The 19,417-nt window shown below is 45.3% G+C and carries 22 protein-coding genes, 1 pseudogene and 1 riboswitch; of the genes and pseudogenes, 3 read left to right on the forward strand and 20 right to left on the reverse strand.

The annotated features are described in order from the left end of the window. Both UQ64_RS17750 and UQ64_RS17755 read right to left on the reverse strand, forming a co-directional pair. The gene (locus UQ64_RS17750) at positions 1 to 948 is read right to left on the reverse strand and encodes an ABC transporter permease (RefSeq protein ID WP_060624871.1); all 948 of its coding nucleotides are present in this window, start codon (positions 946 to 948) and stop codon (positions 1 to 3) included. A 235-nt stretch (positions 949 to 1,183) separates the two neighbouring features. Then, positions 1,184 to 1,444 carry a YqkE family protein gene (locus UQ64_RS17755; RefSeq protein ID WP_060624872.1) on the reverse strand — a complete coding sequence of 87 codons (261 nt, stop codon included), beginning with the start codon at positions 1,442 to 1,444 and terminating at the stop codon, positions 1,184 to 1,186. 92 nt (positions 1,445 to 1,536) lie between these two features. Between UQ64_RS17755 and UQ64_RS17760 the strand changes: the two genes are divergently transcribed. Then, a complete protein-coding gene (locus UQ64_RS17760) occupies positions 1,537 to 1,875 on the forward strand; it encodes a winged helix-turn-helix transcriptional regulator (RefSeq protein WP_060624873.1) in 339 nt (112 codons plus the stop codon). A gap of 29 nt (positions 1,876 to 1,904) precedes the next feature. Here the strand turns inward: UQ64_RS17760 and UQ64_RS17765 are convergent, their stop codons facing one another. Together UQ64_RS17765 and UQ64_RS17770 are read right to left on the reverse strand one after the other, a co-directional pair. Further along, positions 1,905 to 2,408 carry a GNAT family N-acetyltransferase gene (locus UQ64_RS17765; protein WP_060624874.1) on the reverse strand — a complete coding sequence of 168 codons (504 nt, stop codon included), beginning with the start codon at positions 2,406 to 2,408 and terminating at the stop codon, positions 1,905 to 1,907. A 25-nt stretch (positions 2,409 to 2,433) separates the two neighbouring features. Beyond that, the gene (locus tag UQ64_RS17770) at positions 2,434 to 3,276 is read right to left on the reverse strand and encodes an SDR family oxidoreductase (RefSeq protein ID WP_060624875.1); all 843 of its coding nucleotides are present in this window, start codon (positions 3,274 to 3,276) and stop codon (positions 2,434 to 2,436) included. Positions 3,277 to 3,562: 286 nt separating this feature from the next. Between UQ64_RS17770 and UQ64_RS17775 the strand changes: the two genes are divergently transcribed. After that, positions 3,563 to 4,657: a M24 family metallopeptidase gene (locus UQ64_RS17775; protein WP_060624876.1), complete on the forward strand. Its 1,095-nt coding sequence runs from the start codon at positions 3,563 to 3,565 to the stop codon at positions 4,655 to 4,657. Positions 4,658 to 4,817: 160 nt separating this feature from the next. On the opposite strand, the pseudogene UQ64_RS32920 reads toward UQ64_RS17775, so the two are convergent. The 12 genes and pseudogenes from UQ64_RS32920 to UQ64_RS17835 all read right to left on the reverse strand — a co-directional run bounded on the left by UQ64_RS32920 (position 4,818) and on the right by UQ64_RS17835 (position 14,273). Then, positions 4,818 to 5,066: pseudogene (locus tag UQ64_RS32920) on the reverse strand (antibiotic biosynthesis monooxygenase family protein). Between the two features lie 164 nt (positions 5,067 to 5,230). After that, complete coding sequence (locus UQ64_RS17785; RefSeq protein ID WP_060624877.1) at positions 5,231 to 5,623, reverse strand: SMI1/KNR4 family protein; 393 nt, start codon at positions 5,621 to 5,623, stop codon at positions 5,231 to 5,233. A gap of 150 nt (positions 5,624 to 5,773) precedes the next feature. Next, positions 5,774 to 6,739, reverse strand: coding sequence for an NAD(P)H-dependent flavin oxidoreductase (locus UQ64_RS17790; RefSeq protein ID WP_060624956.1), 966 nt, complete (start codon positions 6,737 to 6,739; stop codon positions 5,774 to 5,776). Between the two features lie 6 nt (positions 6,740 to 6,745). After that, complete coding sequence (locus tag UQ64_RS17795; RefSeq protein WP_060624878.1) at positions 6,746 to 7,549, reverse strand: energy-coupling factor transporter transmembrane component T family protein; 804 nt, start codon at positions 7,547 to 7,549, stop codon at positions 6,746 to 6,748. Continuing rightward, positions 7,542 to 8,399: an ATP-binding cassette domain-containing protein gene (locus UQ64_RS17800; protein WP_060624879.1), complete on the reverse strand. Its 858-nt coding sequence runs from the start codon at positions 8,397 to 8,399 to the stop codon at positions 7,542 to 7,544. Before UQ64_RS17800 ends, UQ64_RS17795 begins: the two co-directional genes overlap by 8 nt. Then, on the reverse strand, positions 8,384 to 9,193 hold the full coding sequence (locus UQ64_RS17805; RefSeq protein ID WP_245238069.1) for an energy-coupling factor transporter ATPase: 810 nt from the start codon (positions 9,191 to 9,193) through the stop codon (positions 8,384 to 8,386). The genes UQ64_RS17800 and UQ64_RS17805 overlap by 16 nt, the downstream gene beginning before the upstream one ends. Beyond that, positions 9,186 to 10,007, reverse strand: a complete 822-nt coding sequence (locus UQ64_RS17810) for an SDR family oxidoreductase (protein WP_060624881.1) — start codon at positions 10,005 to 10,007, stop codon at positions 9,186 to 9,188. Before UQ64_RS17810 ends, UQ64_RS17805 begins: the two co-directional genes overlap by 8 nt. Next, positions 10,004 to 10,351: a MaoC family dehydratase gene (locus UQ64_RS17815; RefSeq protein WP_060624882.1), complete on the reverse strand. Its 348-nt coding sequence runs from the start codon at positions 10,349 to 10,351 to the stop codon at positions 10,004 to 10,006. The genes UQ64_RS17810 and UQ64_RS17815 overlap by 4 nt, the downstream gene beginning before the upstream one ends. Then, the gene (locus tag UQ64_RS17820; RefSeq protein ID WP_060624883.1) at positions 10,326 to 10,727 is read right to left on the reverse strand and encodes an FAS1-like dehydratase domain-containing protein; all 402 of its coding nucleotides are present in this window, start codon (positions 10,725 to 10,727) and stop codon (positions 10,326 to 10,328) included. The genes UQ64_RS17815 and UQ64_RS17820 overlap by 26 nt, the downstream gene beginning before the upstream one ends. Beyond that, the gene (locus UQ64_RS17825; RefSeq protein WP_060624884.1) at positions 10,724 to 11,875 is read right to left on the reverse strand and encodes a thiolase family protein; all 1,152 of its coding nucleotides are present in this window, start codon (positions 11,873 to 11,875) and stop codon (positions 10,724 to 10,726) included. The genes UQ64_RS17820 and UQ64_RS17825 overlap by 4 nt, the downstream gene beginning before the upstream one ends. After that, a complete protein-coding gene (locus tag UQ64_RS17830; RefSeq protein WP_060624885.1) occupies positions 11,872 to 13,353 on the reverse strand; it encodes an AMP-binding protein in 1,482 nt (493 codons plus the stop codon). The genes UQ64_RS17825 and UQ64_RS17830 overlap by 4 nt, the downstream gene beginning before the upstream one ends. A 206-nt stretch (positions 13,354 to 13,559) precedes the next feature. Further along, positions 13,560 to 14,273 (reverse strand): queuosine precursor transporter, encoded by a 714-nt coding sequence (locus UQ64_RS17835; protein ID WP_060624886.1) that lies wholly within the window; start codon positions 14,271 to 14,273, stop codon positions 13,560 to 13,562. Between the two features lie 10 nt (positions 14,274 to 14,283). Beyond that, positions 14,284 to 14,329, reverse strand: a riboswitch (PreQ1 riboswitch). A 343-nt stretch (positions 14,330 to 14,672) separates the two neighbouring features. Here UQ64_RS17835 and UQ64_RS17840 point away from each other — a divergent pair. Next, positions 14,673 to 16,361, forward strand: coding sequence for a methyl-accepting chemotaxis protein (locus tag UQ64_RS17840; RefSeq protein WP_060624887.1), 1,689 nt, complete (start codon positions 14,673 to 14,675; stop codon positions 16,359 to 16,361). Between the two features lie 58 nt (positions 16,362 to 16,419). Here the strand turns inward: UQ64_RS17840 and UQ64_RS17845 are convergent, their stop codons facing one another. The 4 genes from UQ64_RS17845 to cobT form a co-directional block, all read right to left on the reverse strand. Further along, positions 16,420 to 16,746, reverse strand: coding sequence for a YnfA family protein (locus UQ64_RS17845; protein ID WP_060624888.1), 327 nt, complete (start codon positions 16,744 to 16,746; stop codon positions 16,420 to 16,422). A 160-nt stretch (positions 16,747 to 16,906) separates the two neighbouring features. Beyond that, positions 16,907 to 17,722 (reverse strand): adenosylcobinamide-GDP ribazoletransferase, encoded by an 816-nt coding sequence (gene cobS / locus UQ64_RS17850; RefSeq protein ID WP_060624889.1) that lies wholly within the window; start codon positions 17,720 to 17,722, stop codon positions 16,907 to 16,909. Continuing rightward, positions 17,719 to 18,267 carry a bifunctional adenosylcobinamide kinase/adenosylcobinamide-phosphate guanylyltransferase gene (gene cobU / locus UQ64_RS17855; RefSeq protein WP_060624890.1) on the reverse strand — a complete coding sequence of 183 codons (549 nt, stop codon included), beginning with the start codon at positions 18,265 to 18,267 and terminating at the stop codon, positions 17,719 to 17,721. The genes cobS and cobU overlap by 4 nt, the downstream gene beginning before the upstream one ends. Next, positions 18,264 to 19,325: a nicotinate-nucleotide--dimethylbenzimidazole phosphoribosyltransferase gene (gene cobT / locus UQ64_RS17860; protein ID WP_060624891.1), complete on the reverse strand. Its 1,062-nt coding sequence runs from the start codon at positions 19,323 to 19,325 to the stop codon at positions 18,264 to 18,266. Before cobT ends, cobU begins: the two co-directional genes overlap by 4 nt. Positions 19,326 to 19,417: the final 92 nt, after the last annotated feature.

The raw sequence follows: 19,417 nt of genomic DNA on the forward strand, positions 1-19,417 counted from the left end.
CTAATTCGCCTTTCTTCTCATCAGCAAGTAGATAAACAGACCACTTCCGATGACGCCTACCGTGAGACTGATTGATATTTCGTATGGATATATAATGAGCCTGCCCAGAATATCACAGAACAGGAGGAATACCGCACCGAGAATGGCAGTATGCGCCAGATTTTTTTTCAAGTTATCTCCTATGTATAGCGTTACTATGTTAGGTACAACAAGACCCAGAAATGGAATCGTACCTACGGTTAAAATAACTACAGAAGAGATTAACGCTACAATCACCAATCCTACGTTCACGACCGCTTTGTAGTTCATACCGAGATTAACGGAGAAATCCTCCCCCATACCGGCAACGGTGAACTTATTGGCGAAAACATACGCGAGAATGACAAGTGGAATACTGATATAGATTAATTCGTATTGACCTTTAATAATCGTTGAGAAATCTCCAAGCATCCAAGACGAGATGTTCTGAACCAAATCATTTTTGTAAGCAAAAAATGTCGTAATGGAGCCTACAATGTTCCCGAACATGAGTCCGACCAGCGGGATAAAAATACTATCCTTGAACTTGATCCGATCTAAGATTCTCATAAATATAAATGTTCCCAGTAGAGCAAAAACAAAAGCAACGAGCAGCTTCTGCATCGGTGTCGCCCCTGTGAACAGCATCAGGGACACGAGAATACCGAATTTCGCGGAATCCATCGTGCCCGCCGTAGTGGGAGAAACGAATTTATTTCGTGATAATTGCTGCATAATTAATCCGGCAATACTCATACTTACACCAGCAATAATCAATGCAGCTAAGCGTGGGATTCGGCTGACTAGCAGGGTCTGTATCTGAGATTCCGTAAGCGAAAAGAGATCCAAAGGTGAAATGTCCTTTACGCCTATAAACAAAGATATAAATGAGAACACTATTAGAAGTAGGGACAAATATTTTAGTTTCATGTGTTGTTCCTTATCTGTTCAATAGTTTAAAATTATTTGGGAAATAGATGATATTATCGGTATTGATAATGATTTTCATTTGCACTATGTTCGATTATACCTAAGCCCACTTGGAGGGTCAACCCTTTCGTATAGTAAAATTTAAAACATTTGAATTTTACAAATAACATTAAAAAAAGAGATACCCAAGTGGGTATCTCTTTATCTCATCATCTTTTTTCGCTAGCTATATCAGTTATTTATATTTTTGCCAATCCTGATTACTGTTCTCCAGCAGATGTGCAAAATCATTCTCAAGCCGCTTTTGCTCAGCTTTTCGCTGATCCTCAACCACTTTACGAGCAGCTTCCTTGCGGTCATTCTCTTCCGCTTTCAACGCATCAGACTGCGCCTTCAGTTTTCCTAACACATCACTACTCAGCAGGTCTTTAAGCGTAGCTGGTCCATCGGTCGCAGCAGGGCGCGGAGTGGTAGGCATTTTCTTTTTTTTAGCCATGGTCAATCATCCTTTCTAGTAATGAATTAAATTGGAATTTGTTTAAATTATTGGTCTTTTCGTTTATAATGTTCACTAAGAGGTGAGCCATAATGAAGTCCACTGATTTATGTCCCCAGCTACAAAAAAGTATGGATATTATCGGCAGGCGTTGGACAGGTTTAATTATCTACCAGCTCCTCCAAGGACCGCAACGCTTCAATGTGATTGAAGCAGCCTTACCCATTAGCGGTAGATTGCTCTCCGAACGACTTAAAGAGCTGGAACTGGAAGGGATTGTCCTTCGAGAAGTATTCCCAGAGACACCTGTGCGAATCCAATATTCCTTAACGGATAAAGGACTTGCCCTGGAGACAGTTATCCGAGATTTACAGCGTTGGTCAAAAATATGGATTGATTGTGACACAAATAATGTAAATCCATCACTTTAAATTGTAAGCGTTTTATCTGTTTGATTTCGTTAAATTTTACGTCCTACTATGACTAAATCCCGCTCTATACCATCCAATTCAGCTACACCGGGTAGTAATCCCCACTGCTTAAAACCGAATTTTTCTAGCAAACCAAGGCTTGGATCATTATGTCCGAACACAAAGCCAACTAGATTCTTAATGCCGAGACTAGGTGCTTTCTCAATGGCCTCTTTCAAAAGAATTCTACCGGCTCCACCACCACGAAACTTTTCACTCACGTATACACTAATTTCTGCTGTTGCATTATACGCTGGACGACCATAGAAGGATTGAAAGCTGAACCATGCCGCAATCTCATCTCCCTGCCTAAGTACCCATAAAGGGCGATGATGGCTGTTATGCTCCAAGAACCATTTTTCTCTGTCTGCAACAGTAATAGGTTCCAGATCCGCAGTAACCATCCGTCCAGCAATCGTTGAGTTATAAATCTCCACAATAGCTGCTAAGTCTGCAGGTTTTGCATCTTCAATCCTGCTAATCTCCCAATTCATCCCTTGATTCCTCCAAATGTGTTAATTAACGCAGGCCGACCTGCTCCTGGCTCCATTGCCATAGCCGTTTGGCCTCTTGTTTATTCTGCGCTCTGGGAGTCAGTTCCTGATTCTTTCGTCGATAATAATATTGACCGGTTACCTCTTGCAAATCCGGTTCTGTAGCCAAATAGATCGCTGTATCGGCTCCTTGTTCAGGAGTTAAAAAGAAGTATGACAGCAGCTTAAGGATCGACTTGCCAAAGCCTGTCTCCCGGTTAACACCTATGTTTGTGCCCACTGCTCCTGGATGCACGCAATTCACCGTTACTCTTGTCCCTTGCAGGCGTGCTGCCAACTCTTTTGTGAACAGTATATTGGCTAACTTGGATCGAGCATAGGCTTTTGCGGGATTGAAACGGCGTTCGAGGGTTGGATCTTCATAGTGAAGTGCACCTATTTTGTAAGCACCGGAAGCAACCACAACGATACGGCCTTGCTCTGCTGCTTCTAGAGGCTCCAGTAACAGATTCGTTAGCAAAAAATGACCCAAATGGTTCACACCAAGATCCATCTCAAAGCCGTCCTTCGTAAGCTGGCGCTTAATCGTAACTACCCCAGCGTTATTGATGAGTATATCTAGAATCGGATATTTCCGGGTGAATTCCTCCGCAAAACTACGAATGCTCTCCAGCGAGGCCAGATCACACAACATCAGCTCAATATCCTCGGAGTGGCTCTTTTGCTTGGCGGCAGCCAGTGCTTCCTCTCCACGCTGGCGATTACGGCATACCATAATTACTTTGGCTCCCTTGCGAGCCAGTTCAACTGTCGTCGCTAGCCCCATACCGGAATTTGCTCCAGTTACAAGTGCAATTTTACCTCTCATCCCAAGAATCACTCCTCTCTCAACAACCGTACCCCAAACGCCTAACCTTACGAGAAGTATATTTAAAGATTATGTTACACCAACTAGTAGGCTCAAGAAAAGCTTCTTGTCAGGTTTTAAAAGTATAGGTGATCAAATATGCATCCTTGTTTACGGAAAGCTTGCGAATAGGCATGTTATGATTAGCCAACGATAGATGTAGTTCGTCTCGTGCGTCTAGTCTATTTTTGATCTATAATAGGAATATTGCAGTTCTAATCGTGAAGTTGAAAGGGGAACACCAACTATGAATAATGCTCTGACAAGCCTAGAGCAGCAAATGGCGGGCGAAGGTCTTGATGCCCTGCTCGTAACAGATCCCAAACATGTCTACTACTTAACCGGATTCGCCAGCGATCCGCATGAACGTTTTCTCGGTTTGCTGTTGATACGTGGAGAAGAGCCAATGCTCATTTTACCCGCACTGGATGCGGAAGCAGCTCAAGCAGCTTCTTCGGTCACCAAAATCATAACCCACAGTGACACTGATAATCCTTATAACCTGCTTAAAGATTGTTTCGGCAGCAGTAAGCTAGGTACTCTAGGTATAGAGAAGGAACATTTCTCAGTAGCCCGGTTTGAGCATCTAACCGCAGCCGTTCCAGCAGAACGTTTTAGTGATATAGGTCCATTGCTGCGCAGCATGCGCTCCAAAAAGACCCCAGATGAAGTTAAGCGCATAAAACATGCCGCTGAGCTGGTTGAGGAAGCTTTGCGCCGCGTGCTTACCCATGTAAAAACAGGCGTTACAGAAAACGATTTAGTAGCGGAACTGGAATATCTAATGAAAAAGGTTGGCGCTTCCGGGCCTTCCTTCGACACTATGGTGCTTTCTGGTCCGAAAACTGCCCTGCCTCACGGTGTTCCAGGTAACCGGGTCATTCAGCCAGGCGACTTCCTGATGTTTGATATTGGGGTGTATGCAGATGGTTATGCTTCTGATATTACACGTACCTTTGCTATTGAATCCGTGGACGACAAGCTAGTCACGATCTACAACACCGTGCTGGCTGCCAACGAAGCTGGAATCGCTGCTTCCAATCCTGGAGCTCCCTTCGGTTCTGTCGACAAAGCTGCACGTGATGTGATTGAGGAAGCCGGATTCGGAGAATATTTCTTGCACCGTGTCGGACACGGACTGGGCATGGATGTTCATGAATATCCATCTCTTCATGGTCAGAACGATGACATTATCGAGATCGGCAATGTGTTCACCGTTGAGCCAGGAATTTATGTGCCTGGACTAGCGGGTGTGCGTATCGAAGATGATCTAATTATTACTGCTGAAGGTGCAGAGACCTTAACAAGCTTCCCTAAGGAACTGACTATTCTTCATTTGTAGAAAGAAAATATAGACGTAGTTCATGTGTGCCCAATATTGATACCAAGAGTATCCGAAAAATATTAGAATCAAAGATAGCCCATCACAGTAAGTTGGAAAAGAATCACTTTCAACTTACTGTGATGGGTTTTTTCTTTTTCCCGCACCATACTCGACTTGTTCAGACCTTTTCAAATCCATAATCCCTTTCAACCTTGCAAACCCTTGTTTTATAAGCGAGATACCAATAAGATACAGTAATACCTACACCTTCTCTAGCACTTTCTACTCCGAGAAATCCAGGTTAGACGGATGCGAGTTTCAACATTTCATCTGCCATTTCCGCATATTGGTTATCTCCATCAGTTCGTTCAGATGTAAAAATTACTGCATAATAAGGTGGTTTTGGTGTTTTAGCAATCTCACTCATACTTTGCCTCCGTTTTTTGGTTATTACTATATCAATATTAGCGCATGTATTCCTTGTGTATAGGTTGCTAAACTAATCTGCCCGTTTGCGAAAAAGGGCTGCCACGCGGCAACCCTTTTTTTGAAATTGAGCTATCGTTCTTCGATAGCTTAATTTCAAAATATCTAATAAGTCATCTGACAACCTTTTTCAATCCATTCGGCAATATCAAATGCAATTGTGACACCATTCAAAGGGTCCATATCCCCTGCATCAACCCCAATAACAGTAGTCGCATTCTCTTCAAAAACCATTAACAGAACGGTTCCTCCACTGTCATCCCCTATTGCTATATAGCCTTGTGCATAAATGGATACTTCCCATGTGGAGTTCCGTTCACATATATCTTCGGTCCCATAAAGACTCACTCCTTCATCAAGCAAAAAACCGTTCATTCTTCTTAAAATCATTTTATAAAGGGCCGGGAGTTTACCTCCCATTTCTTTTTCAACTTCTAATATCTCTAATTCCTCAGCATTATCGTTTTTCTCGTGAATATTTAGTTTGGTAAAATCCATGATTACGCCTCCAATAAAAATCTACAACTAAATGTTTCAACCTTGTTGTTGCGTTATCCTGCCCGTAGCTTAATAAAGCATCGTCAATCTAACACCTTATCTTTCAGTTCATTAATTCATCTTTTGGATACAACTGCTCTGCTGGCATCCTCACGCCTGCATTCCCCACATCCCGCGAATCGACTCTGCCTCTTTGACCATCCTGCCCATCAGTTCCGAGACTGTAGGGATATCATGGATCAACCCTGTCACTTGGCCTGCCCAGCCGATGCCCTCTTCTTTGACATCATCATAAATCCAGCGCTTGTTGGCTGCACCACTAATATATTCTTTTAAGGCTTCATAAGTCGGAGTCACACGCTCAATTTCGAGAATCTTATCTATGTACTCACTACGCAACACTCGCGCGGGCGCTCCGATAGAGCGTTTGATTACGACTGTATCTGACTCAGAGCTTTCTACTAGGGCTTTTTTATAAGAAGCAGCCGCATGAACACATTCAACCGTAGCAACGAATCGTGTGCCCATTTCAATTCCCTCAGCCCCCAAGGCATGGGCAGCCATCCATCCGCGGCCATCCCCGATCCCTCCTGAAGCAATCACAGGAATAGTAACCGCATCGACTACTTGAGGAACAAGTACCATAGTCCCAACATCATCACGTCCCAAGTGGCCTCCTCCCTCCTGTCCAACAACAATAACCGCAGAAGCGCCTAGTTGTTCAGCTTTTTGGGCTTGTCTACGCGAGGAAACGAGCACGAGCGTTACAATATCGGTGGGCTGTAGCATTTCAAGAATAGGGGCTGGATTCCCTCCGGTAAGACTCACCACGGGAACCTGCTCGTCGATGGCGACCTGCACCCGATCTTCATAACCGATACCATGCACACCGATGGCAAAATTAACGCCAAATGGCTTGTCCGTCAAAGTACGTACCCGTTCTATTTCTGAACGTAAAGCCTCTGCGCTCGGAAGACTCATCGCTGTGACCTGACCTAATCCACCGGCATTCGAAACTGCAGCTGCAAGGTCTGCATAACCTAAATAAGCAAGCCCACCTTGAATAATAGGATACTCTATGTGCAATAACTCCGTAATACGGGTGTTCCATTTCATCTTCATCTACACCTTCCCTATCTTTAACCACACCAGAATCACAGCAAATAAAAGAGCAATTCCCCCTGCCAGATAATCCATTTGCTGAAATTGCAATACCCTATAAGAAGTTCTCCCTTTACCATTTCCATAAGCACGTGCATCAATCGCATAGCTTAGCTGTTCAGCACGTTGAATCGTCGTGAAGAGCAAAGGAATAATGATCGGGATATAAGCAAATATCCGTTTAGACAGTGATAATGCAGTAAGATCATAACCTCTGGCCTTTTGTGCGAGAAGAATACGATCCAGCTCCTCCTTGATGGTAGGAATAAACCGAATCGCAATCACTATCATTAAAGAGAACTGTTCTACGGGTACCCCCAATTTGGATAGAGGTGCAAGCAGCTTTTCAAGACCATACGCTAAGTCTAGCGGTTTAGTCGTTAACGTTAATACTGAGGCTAATAAGATAAGCAATATTATACGCCAAACGAAACGTAATCCTGTTTGCAGTCCCTCTTCAGTTATCTCAATAAATGACCAAGACCAGAGGATCGTTCCTTTGGTGAACAGAGCATTGTACAAGAAGGTAAACAGTAAAATAAATAATAGCGGCCGTAGCCCTCGCCAAAAGAATTGAATAGGAACCTTTGACAGCAGCAAAATTCCGATTACAAAAAAGGTTGCAACTGCATAGCTAAGCCATGTTCCAAGCATCAGAAAGCTGAGCATAAGAATCACGATACTAATAAGTTTTGTACGAGGATCTAAACGATGGAAAATCGAATACGTCTCCACATATTGACCCACAATTACGGAATCAGCCATGCCCTTGCCCCCTCGAATGCCAAATTGGCTGAACAGCATCGAAGATATCCTGCTCTTTACAGCTAGCAACCTCTATTTTATGGCCGGATAGTTCCTCTATTAGCTTCAAAAGCTGTACGGGTTCAGGGATGGACAAGCCCAGTTCCACTAATAATTCTGCCTTTTCCAGAAATAATGTTTTGGGGTCGTAATGCCCTTTTAGCTGCCCATTATGAAAAACAATAACCTCATCCGAGTACTCGGCAACATCATCCATCTGGTGCGAGACGAAAAGAAGGGTACGCTGGTTTTGTTGTTGCCATGACTTCAGCAGCTTCAACAAAGATACTTGGCTTGCTGGATCAAGTCCCGCTGTCGGTTCATCCAAAATTAGCAGCTTCGGATTCGTCATCAGCACGGAGGCAAGAGCCACACGGCGCTTTTCTCCACCGCTTAATTGGAATGGATTTAACGGGAGAATCTCTTCTGACAGACCCACTTGCGGCAAAACCCTTTCAATTGTCTCCGTAATTTGCTGGCGTGAAGCCCCCTTCAGATTCAGAGCAAAAGCAAGCTCCTTATACACCGTGGTTTCGAATAGCTGATGCTCCGGATATTGAAAAACAAAGCCCAGCTCAGGGACGACCTTTAATTGCCCTTTGGTATCTCTGGGAGCAGGCTGCTGATCAATCCAATAGTCTCCTTTTACGGTGGGAATCAAGCCCTTCAGCACTTTGACAAAGGTAGACTTTCCTGCGCCCGTTGGACCGATAATCGAAATCCATTTGCCCGCAAAAAGGATGCAGTTTATACCCTGCAAAGCCACCTGATCGGCATAGCTCACACTTAAATTATCTAATTGGTAGACCATTGTGATCGAATTATCCCCTTCCAATCGGCTGTTGGCGGCGCTGCTGAATGGAGTAATGCTTGTACACGCACTGCAAAGGGCAGCTGCAATTGATAGTCCGCAACAGGCATCGTTTCAAAAAAAGCCAGTGGATCACCATCAAACTCAAGTCGCCCTTGATGCAGGAGTAATAATCGTTCTGCTGAAAGTACTTCCTCCATATGGTGAGTGATCTGAATAATGGTCAAACCTTGACGATGCAGCTCTTGCATAATGGCAAGCACCTGTTGCCTTCCCTGAGGATCAAGCATAGAGGTGGCCTCGTCAAAAATAATGACTTGCGGGCGCATCGCCAATATAGCCGCGATAGCGACACGTTGCTTTTGACCTCCAGAGAGCTGATGGGGCATAGCATCCAGATAATCCTCCATATGAACAGCCTGCAAGGCATACTCCAATCGGCTGTGCATTTCCTCCCTTGACACACGAATGTTCTCTAAACCAAAAAGCACCTCATCCATAACGGTTGTGGTGATAAATTGATCCTCTGGATTCTGAAAAACAAAGCCGATTTGCTGATGAATTTCCACAAGTTCAGCTGGATTTGCGGTGTCTAGGTCCTTAAACTGTATCGTTCCTTTTCGTGGGAGAAGCAATCCGTCCATTAGCTTTGCAATGGTGGATTTGCCAGAGCCATTAGCGCCAACAATCGCTACAAACTCCCCTGCTTTTATTGTAAAGCTGATATCCTCCAGGACAGGCTGACCCTTTTTATAATAAAAATGAACTTGATCGAAGGTAAGCACTTTATTCACTCCCCTTTTGACGGTGCCAAGTAGCGAAAAATGCCTCAATGCTGTTCTCAGAAAATGCAGGCGCAGGCTTCACCCATTTCGTCACTTTTGATCCATTCACGGCAAAGATTTCACCGGTTAAATCCGCATCGGTCTCGCTCAAAAATGCATTTACGAAGGTAGCAATATCCTCTGGAGCACCTATTTGCCAGAACTCCGGGAACGGTTCATTACGACTGGCATGTTTCTCTTTCAAATGATCAATGACAGGTCTAGTCATATCTGTTAAAGCGGCTGGTGAAATCGCATTGACCCTAATTTGATCACGTTTCAGCTCCACTGCGAGCGTCCACATCATTCCGAGTATTCCAGCCTTGGCTGCACTATAATTCACCTGACCGACGGAACCTGTTAGTCCAGCCATAGAGGTCATCAAAAGGATATTACCACCTGTCTCACGCATATGTGGCAATACTCGTTGAATGCTGTAGTAGGTACCATTTAAATGTACATCCAGCACAGCCTTCCACTCTTCATCCGTCATCCGTAGACATATCTGATCCTGCAAATTGCCAGCGTTCGCTATCAACACCTCAATACGGCCGTATTGAGCAATAACCTCATCCACCATTGCAGTGACCGCAACTGGATCTGCTACATTAGCAGAGTATCCTGACGCTTCACCGCCTGCTTGGCGAATCTCGTGCACAACCTCATCGATTAAGACTTGTTTTGTGCCATTCACAACCACTTTATAACCGGATTTGCCGAGCTGCAAGGCGATACTGCGCCCGATCCCTCTTGTCGCTCCAGTAATTAAGGCTACTTTGTTCATGACTGCACCTCTTTCACTGAAAAAGCTCCCGAAGCAATAACATCACCAGCTTCTGTTGTAAGGGTCACATTCACAGCGCAATCATCATCCGTAAAATCAAAAATCACGATACTATCGGCCTCTATAGGCTTATGAAATTTCATATCATATTGAGTGATCCACTGTGTAGGGTGCTCGGCAATATACAAAGATTGGGCTAATCCCATAAGATACATCCCATGTGCGATGGGCCGCTCCAATCCAGCCTTGGCTGCGGCATCCGCATCTAGATGTATAGGCGCCAGATCTTGGGAAGCAACCGCATATTGCCGGATAGCTTCAGCTGTTATGCTCTTTTTTATCATGATTATCACCTACCCGAATTAACACCGTTTCTGCGGTGACTATAAGCTCGTCCTCACATTTACAAACCAGCGTATGTGTGTAAAAGGTCAGCTTGCCCTGCCGGCCTTCTTTTTGCACCTTGCTCGTTAATGCTAATTCACAATCTAACGTCATCCCTGCCGTAATCGGAGCTTGATATGAGAATTTCTGAGTGCCGTGAAGCAAAGATTCTCCCTTACTAAGCCAAGGAATATCGAAGGTCTTCCAAAAAATAATAGGCATCGTAGAAGGAGCAATCAGATTACCCTTTATCCTCTGCATAGGTGCTTCAATACTCTGCGCATAGTCCGAAATCCACTCAGCAGTCATATGAATCTGATGTCGGACAATATTCATTCTGTAACCTCCACGAGCGTTGCCAGCCCCATCCCACCGCCGATACCCAAAGTGGCAAGTCCCCTTGTATAAGAAGTATGCTGCATTTCAGCACATAAGCGCGTCATTAAAATAGCTCCGGATGCCCCATATGGATGACCGATAGCTAATGCACCCCCTCCAAGATTGACCTTTTCCTGTGGGATTTGAAGCTCGTTCAATGAAGCGAGGACTTGTGAAGCAAAGGCTTCATTAAACTCTACAATATCTAAATCGGCTATGGTCAGCTGTTGACGATGTAACACCTTTTGTACAGCTGGAACTGGCCCCATACCTAAATAATTCGGATCTACACCTGCTACTTGCGCATCCACGACACGCAGGATAGGTTTAAGCTTGAGTTGCCGACACTTCTCACGGGACATCATTAATAGAAGCGCAGCACCATCATTGATAGGACAGGCATTTCCAGCGGTGACAGTACCTTTTTCTTCAAATATTGAAGGCAGCTTTCGCAGCTTGTCCAGGCTCGTATTGGCCCTTGGACATTCGTCGGTTTGCACCCACTCTCCCTCAACCAGAAGAGGTACAATCTCCTGCTGAAACCGGCCACTTTGCTGAGCGTGAACAGCCTTCTGATGGCTTTTCAAGGCATATTGATCCTGCTCTTCTCGAGAAATCCCGTATTTCCGCGCTACATTCTCTGCAGCAATCCCCATATCTGGATCACCGTAAGAGCTAGGCGTAAAATGAGCACGGGTATATAGCTGTGGAACCCCCATCAAGGTTTGAGGCTTAGCCATTTTCCAGGGAGCACGGCTCGTGCTTTCAACGCCACCCGCTAAATAAATATCGCCAGCGCCGCTTTGAATAAGCCGAGCTGCAATATTAATCGCCTCTAGCCCAGAACCGCACTGCCGATCCACAGTAACGCCCGGAACCGAAACAGGCAGGCCCGCTTCAAGCGCGGCTACCCGGGCAATATTCCCACCCGGACCGACCACATTTCCAATAATCACATCATCGATCATATCTACAGGCAGGTTCGTCTCTGCCACAATATGCTGAATAAGCGGGGCCAGTAATGCTTCCGGCTCAAATGTACTTAATAAGCCGCCCATCCTGCCAATCGGTGTACGTTTTGCCATGACAATTACTGCTTCTATCATACCATCGCTCTTTCCACATAGTCTTTCATCGCTTGCCGGGCAATTTTGCCGCTGCTTGTATAGATAAACTCATCTACTGTCAGCAGCTGCTTCGGCGCTTTGAAGCTTGCTAAATACTGGCGACAATAATTCTTTATTTCGTCTATAGATAAGTATTTTTCACCGTTCCATTTTACGAGGACCACCAGCTGTTCTCCCCAATAATCATCAGGGACGCCAAGCACCATTACTTCTTGTATTTCCGGAAGATGCTCTAGCACTCGCTCTATTTCCTCAGGATAAACGTTCAGCCCACCGGAGATAATTCTATTTTTCAAGCGACCTGCCAGATATAAATAACCAGCTTCATCCTGATAAACATAATCTTCCAACACAAGCCATCCCTCTCGAAAAGCTGCTGCGGTCTCGTTCAGCAATTGATGGTAGCCTAGAAATATCATATCACTACGCACGTATAACTGCCCAATCTCCCCCGTAGGGACTTCCCGGAACTGTTCATCACGAATGGAAATCTGCACCCCAGGATAGGGCTTGCCTACAGAGTTCGGATTATGCTCTTTCAGAACATCCAAATAACTAATATAGCTCGCTTCAGAGGAACCGTAGGATTCATAAAGGCGTGCTCCAGCGAACACTTCCATGCCCCTTTTTTTGGACAGCCAAGGCCACTTTGCCCCTGAGCTAATAATCGCATCAATCTGCGTTTGCCCGGGAACAGCCTGCTGCATCATGGATTCAAGCATTGTCGGTACAACAAACAACACCACACCGGGAATCTGCTTGCACAGCTCTAACACCTGTGTGGCGCTAAATTTTTGCGTAATATGAAAGTTTGCTCCACCATACAGACTCTGCATTACAGCGAATAAGGACAGCGAATGCACGAACGGACCTGGTGCTAAAACATCTTTCATGTGGTCCAATTCAAAGGCAGCATTCGATACCTCAAAGCTCTTTAACCACGATAAATGGGTACGCATATATCCTTTGGGTAGCCCGGTTGTGCCTGAAGTAAAGCCGATAAATAATAACTCGTTCGTCTCATCCAATTCAGCTTCTGGCTTTAACGCATCCAGCCACTGGTCATAGGAGCCTGTTCGATCTTTTGAGAAAGTCAGTGTTGGGATCGCATGGTCCTTGAAGACCACATTGTTTGCAGCTTCCGGCTCGGCAAAAATCATTGTCGGCTGGCACTGCTCTATAATAACCTGCAGTTCATTTGCACTCCACTTGGGATCTAAAGGAACGGGAACACAGCCTGCATAAATAGCCCCCAAGAAAACCTCAACAAATTCAATGCGATTCGTAGAAAAAATAGCGATTTTGTCATGCTTAAGGCCCTTTTGCTGTAGATCATTCGCGATTCTCCTTATCGCTTGTACTAATGTTGCATAGGTATGAGTCGCTTGGGTTTGGGTTAAGGCAATGCTGTCGGGCTGTTCTGCTGCATGACGCAGTATAGGAACTACTAAATTCATCCTTCACCACACCTATTCGTAATTTCTGGGACTACCGATTATCTTCGAATTGCATGGGATACTATTAGAATGGCTACGATAGCTTATTTTAGCTTTATATTAATTTTATGTACACATTTTTCATGTAACTATTCAGTCCATCTTACAACTAAAAAAACAAACAGCGCGCATCGATTATGATCGGTACGCGCTGGCTGTATTGTTGTTTAGTCCTTCTTTTGAACAGATGATGGTGTACCATCTTCTGCAAAAGTAAAGGTTCGGGCGATATATAAGATAGGTGTGCTTACTGCGGTTAGTAAGAATTTCGCTAGATAAGTTGTAAGCAAAATTTCAAGCCATACATTCCAGTCATACAAGCCTGCAAACGCAATGGTGCAGAAGATAAGTGTATCCACAAAGGAGCTAATCATCGTACTGCCGTTGGAACGAATCCACAGCTGACTTGAGGTGCTGTAATATTTACGAATCCAGGAGTACAACCGAACATCTAGGAACTGACTAATAAAGTAAGCAGTAAGACTACCCAAAGCTAGTCGAGGCATCAGCCCAAAAATCGTCTCCAAAGAAGACTGGGCAATATCGGTCTCCTGCGGCTTAAATACTAGTACCATCTGCATAATGACTGTAGTCATAAGCAAGGTGAAGAAACCAAACCAGACCGCTTTACGTGCTTCCGCTCTTCCGTACTTCTCATTAAGCAAATCGCTGGTCATATACAAAGTGACATACATCGTATTTCCGAGTGTCATCACAATATCAAATGGCATAGCAATCGTCTTAGCTACCTGAATGTTAGCAATTACAGTAGCGATACCTACCCAGGCATACATTCCACTTTTGCCGAACAGGCGGTAACAGAGTAGAAAAAAAGCGAAATTGACAATAACAAATAAAACTCCCCACAACAAATTAAACATATTACTTAAACTCCTCCTAGTTTTGTTGACGCGGGATGGTTACGAACCGCGGCTTACATTAAGTTTTGGAACAAAACATTAATACTCTATCACACTGTTGCCAAACAATCTATAAAAATAAACAATTTTTGAAATGGGTATTTATACCCATTTTTATTAAATAAAAATAAAAGTGTCAGTAATAATTCATCTTTTTCAGAAAAATATGCTCTATAAACTAAAATTTTCACTATTCATCCAGAGGTTAATTCTATAGAATAGTATCAAACACTTCATTCCCGATCCATTTAGTTGATATATTACATAACTATGGAATATATTGCAGGTTGCCAGTCACTAGCAGTCGGTAGGGATATAAAGAAATGGGGCTTCGCTGCCCATAAAAAGGAGGAGAACAATATGTTTCGTTTCAAGCAGTCGATCAGTCGCAGATTCACGCGTTTATTGTTTGTAGTTCTATTACTCACGTCTCTTTTGTTAAGTACCAGCTTCTACTTTATATCCACCAGTATTTTCAACAGCTATGTCATGCCACAAATCAATCAAATTCTTACTGCAGCTGCTCAGGACGTATATAAGAATATAAATACAATGCATGCTCAGCAAGCACTAAAGAAGAACGAACAAGCAGCCACCAATCTTGAATTCTATTTTCAGGATAAGAGAAAGCAGCATGGGGTTGAGACTATTTTCCTACTCAATCTAAAAGGCAAGGAAGCTGAGGTTCTGTCCGTAGATCATGATGCAAAATTAAAGCTGGAGGAAATTGTTAAGGTATCCTCTGCAATGCAGCAAGCTCTTAAAGGAAAGAGCGGACTAAGCGATACATACAAGGACTCGCATGGTATACATAAGTCAGCTTATATCGGAATTCCCGGAAGTACGATGGTTATCGGAATCAGCAGTGATGTAAGCTTTATTCAAGAAAAAACAGACAGTATTCTGTGGACCAGTGCCGGGATCACTCTACTAACGCTGATCATAGGCTCAACTGGTGCATGGTTTATGAGTATGCGGATTACTCGTCCGATCTCAAAGCTTGCAGCTTACAGTGCCCGTCTTGCAGAGGGAGATTTCACAGAGGAATTAACGGTTAAAGGCAGTGATGAGGTAGCTCAACTGTCCAGAAGTTTTCAAGCAATGACCCTGCGCCTAAAAGAAATGATTGGACATGTACTCGTCACCTCAAATACTGTGGTCACCGATTCCAATTCTTTAAGAGAACGTGTTGAGGTCTTAAATGAAATGGCAGACCACTCTAGTACATCTGTTGTAGAAATTGGCAAAGGTAGTACGACCATCGCGAGCAGCGCTCTAGAGAATTCAAAAGCTATGGAAGAAATCAATTTTGGCATTCAGCATATTGCTTCAGCAGCCACCGAAGTCACTGAGCAGATCAGTGAAGCTTCCGCTGAAGCGATTGGCGGTAATGAGATTGCCCAAAGCGCTGTTCTGCAAATGCGCCATGTTGAACGTGCCTCCCTGCAGTCGCTGGAGCAATTACAAGTTATGAACGAACGTTCAGTAATCATCGGAGAAGTCGTTCATAGTATTACTGAAATTACGAAGCAAATCCAAATGCTGTCGCTCAATGCTTCGATCGAAGCAGCACGTGCAGGAGAACATGGACGCGGCTTTGCCGTTGTTGCCGGAGAAGTACGCAAGCTTTCCGAACAATCCCGTAATGCGAATGAGCAGATTCGTGATTTCCTACTCGGACTTCAGGAAGATATGAATCGCTCCGTTACTGAGATGAACCATGTGAATTCTGAGGTAGCCTCCGGGGTAGGCAAGGTGGCAGAAGCGGGCGATGCCTTCAGTCACCTCCTGATTCTGATCCAGAGCATTAATCAGAATATTCAATCTGTCTCTGCGGCTACGCAGCAAATCTCAGCAAGTACGGAAGAAGTCAGTGCTTCCGTCGAGGAAACCGCACAAATCACTTCAAGATCCCAAGAAAGTGCGGACACACTATCCGAGAACTCAGAACGCCAGCGTATAGAGCTTGAAGGACATGCAGTAACCGTGCAACATCTATATGAGCAGGCTAAGAAGCTCCAAGAAGCTGTGCAACAATTTAAGATCTAAAGCTTAGGCTAAAATAAAAGCAACCCGTTCACACGAAAGTGTTGAACGGGCTGTTTTGTTAGTGTCTCGGCGCCCAAAGAATGACCGATACGCCGATCACACAAATAGCAGCACCGACCCAGTCATATACGTCGGGTGTTTTCTTGTCAACAAGCCAGCCCCATAACACAGCAAGCACGATAAATACCCCGCCGTAGGCTGCATACACTCTTCCGAAGGACGGAAACTTCTGCAACGTAGGGATAATACCATAGCTAATCAGAATCAAAGAACCTACCAAGCCGTACCAGAGAGGTCGTGATTCTCTTAGCCATAACCATACTAAGTATCCTCCTCCAATCTCAGCAAGGCCGGCAATTACAAATAGCAGAATGGCAGCGACCATGTCATCCCTCATTCCTATTGAACTCTACATGTCTAAATCATTCGCAAACATATGACACAACGTTATCTCGGTTAGCAAGCAGCTGGACCCACAGGCATCAGCAGAGGACAAAACCAGATTGAAGTAAGCTAGCTGCTAAAACGTCACCCGCAGGAACCACTCACATGAAATTGTGCTGTAGCAGCACTAAGACTAGTAGCAGCACAGCCTCTAGCAGCTCATTCAGCGCGCCGTACACATCGCCGGTGAGCCCGCCAAGCCGGCTGCTGATCCGCCGCGCAGCCACGGTGCCGCTGGCCAAGGCTGCAGCCGGCAGCAGTAACGCTGCAGCCAGATGCAGCGGCCACGCGTCTAAGCCCGCGCCGAGCGCCAGGGGCGCAGCGGCTGCGGCTAGCGAGAGCAGCGCGGCTATCGCCAGCGCGCGCCGCTCATGCGAGGGAGCGAGGCCGGCGAAACTCGCGGCCAGCCCCTCGTTCCCGCGGGCAATGGGATAACGTACCATTGCCCGCACCATGTACCAGCGGCTCCAGATCGCTGGCAGCAAGAGCAGTGGCAGCTCGTAATAGGCGTAGCCTTCGATTAGCGCTGCCACTAATGAGGCCTTTAACAGCAAGAGCAGAACGCAGGCGAGCACACCCATCGCACCCACTCGGCTGTCCTTCATAATCTCTAGTATTCGTTCCCTAGGTCGGTAGCTGAGCAGACCATCCGCGCTGTCCATCCAGCCATCGAGATGCAGGCCGCCAGTAAGACCTACCCACAGAATGAGGGTAATAACAGCTGCTGGCCAAGCTGGTAAAACCCAACCCGTCAAAGCTGCTCCAGCCGCTACGCATAGTCCAATAGCTGCACCCACTACAGGATAGAACAGCACACTGCGGCGCAGCAGCTCAGGAGAAAATCCGGGATCACTCTTTACAGGAAATCGAGACAAAAACTGAAAAGCAGCCGCGGCAGCATCCCTGTGCTCCCTCATAGACGATACTCCTTGCTCTTAAGTTCAATTGGAATACCAGCAGTCACTAGAAAGACCTGCTCACATTGCCGAGCGAGTAACGCGTTCATGCGTCCTGCCAAATCGCGGTACAATCGACCAAGCGCATACTCTGGAACAATACCGTCCCCCACTTCATTAGTGACCAGAATGAGGTTCCCTTGAAATGTGCGCACACTGTCTTCAAGTCTTGTAATCTCGCTCACAATCAACTCTTGCCTATCCGTAAATCCTTCCATGGCTAGCAGTACATTAGATAACCACAATGTTAAGCAATCTACGAGGACCGCCTTGTCACCAGATAAACGCTTCAGTAAATCTGGCAAATCATAGGGCTCTTCTAGCGTCTCCCAAGCATATCCGCTTTCCAAACGCTGATGCTGATGCAGTGCAATCCGTTCCTTCATTTCATCATCAAACGCTTGTCCGGTTGCTACATAGAAGGCCTGATCAGTCAGTGACGACATCAGTTTTTCTGCAAAACCACTTTTCCCGCTACGCGCGCCTCCCGTTACAAGAATACTCATTGTTTCCCAGCTCCAGAGATGCCTGCACTTTCAAAGGTGGCCATTTCGCTCAAAATACGGCATATCGCCTCAATTAAATGAAGAGACAATACGCCCCCGGTTCCTTCACCCAAACGAAGACCAAGGTTAAACAACGGTTCAAGTCCAAGCTTCTCTAGCATCAGCTTATGTCCCTGTTCGCCTGATACATGGGAACCTATCATATAGGCAATGGATTCTGGTGCAAGTGCCTTCGCCACAAGAGCTGCCGCACCCGAAATAAAACCATCCAAAATGACAGGTATCCTGGCAGCGGCTGCGCCAAGAATCAGACCGGTCAAACCGGCGATTTCCAATCCCCCAACTTTGGACAATACATCCAGCGGATCTGCCGGATTCGGCTGATTCACCTTTAAAGCGCGTTCTACAACTGCAATTTTATGTAGTAAACGTTCATCATCAATTCCCGTTCCTCTTCCAGCGGCTACTTCAGGTGCTATTCCTTTTAGAGCACACAGAATTGCAGCACTAGCCGTTGTATTTCCTATGCCCATTTCACCTGTAATAAAAATCTCAGTCCCGTTCTCAATCGCTTCTTCTGCGACTCTTATACCTACAAGTACAGCACTCATCGCTTCCTCACGGCTCATCGCAGGTCCCACAGCCATATTATCCGTTCCCCGGCGCACTTTACGATCCATCAGATCGTCATGACTAAGATCGCCGTTAACACCGATATCTACGAACTTTACCTCAGCCCCAGCTTGGCGTGCCAGTACATTCACAGCCGCTCCTCCGCTGAGAAAATTATAGGCCATCTGCATTGTGACTTCCTGTGGAAATGCACTAACTCCCTCGCAGCATACACCGTGATCTGCAGCCATTACAACTACCGTTCGTTTGGTGAAACTAGGCTGCTCCGTACCCGAAATTCCAGCGAGTTTAACGGCCAGAGTCTCCAATTGTCCCAAACTGCCCGGTGGTTTGGTTAGAATGTTCAGGCGGTGCTCCGCCTTGAGGAAAGACTGTTCATCAGCTGGTGTGATTCGTTTAATTACTTCTTGAATAGTTGAAATCATATTTTAACCTCCAATTAAGTATATCCGTATAACCTATTTTATCTTATTTACACTGAAAAGCCCCCATCTATGATAGATGGGGACCACTAGAA

The sequence above is a fragment of the Paenibacillus etheri genome (genome assembly GCF_001012825.1).
Classification (GTDB): Bacteria; Bacillota; Bacilli; order Paenibacillales; family Paenibacillaceae; genus Paenibacillus_AQ; species Paenibacillus_AQ etheri.